Below are 530 nucleotides of genomic sequence, written 5' to 3'. Positions count from 1 at the left end.
CGGGACGAAGCATGAGCCGCCGTGCCGGCGCACGACGCGCAGCAGCGTGTCGTTGCTGACCGGCAGCCTCAGCCTCCGGGCCAGGTTCGCCGCCGGCCGGCCACCGAGCGCGAGCCCGAGATGGTGGATGATGTGATCGAGCCGGGCGGTCCGTCGTCCCCACGGCGCCAGCAAGGCGGCGTCGAACCGCTCGGTGAAGATCCGGCGCCCGCACAGCACCGCGTCGCAGTGGAACCGCCGCGCCTGCACCACCAGCCGGACCGGTTTGCCGGCCATGGGCAGGTCGGCCAGACACCGGCGATATCGGCTATGGACCCGCGTGCAGATCGCCCCGCAGTTGGGGCAGGCGCTCGCCTTGTTCACTGGGCGGACTGTGATCAGCAGGCCCGCGGCATCACCGGCGACTTCATCCACAGTGAAGCCGTGCGGCACCAGGGCCGATGGCCGGAGAGTATCTCGCATGACGTTGATTCCCCTCGTGAAACCAACATCAGCAGATTCCCCAATCCCATCAAAATTGAGTCAGAGCC

At 68.1% G+C, this 530-nt stretch carries 1 protein-coding gene and 1 pseudogene; one reads left to right on the top strand and one right to left on the bottom strand.

The features are described 5' to 3' along the window. Window positions 1-276 (bottom strand): annotated as a pseudogene (locus FFK22_RS44720) (ISL3 family transposase); the annotation flags it as partial. A gap of 33 nt (window positions 277-309) precedes the next feature. Here FFK22_RS44720 and FFK22_RS44715 point away from each other — a divergent pair. Next, a partial coding sequence (locus FFK22_RS44715; protein WP_306770278.1) for a hypothetical protein occupies window positions 310-530 on the top strand: 221 nt, incomplete at its 3' end.

Source organism: Mycobacterium sp. KBS0706 (assembly GCF_005938675.2).
GTDB lineage: Bacteria > Pseudomonadota > Alphaproteobacteria > DSM-16000 > Inquilinaceae > Inquilinus.
This window is presented reverse-complemented; position numbering and strand designations above follow the sequence as displayed.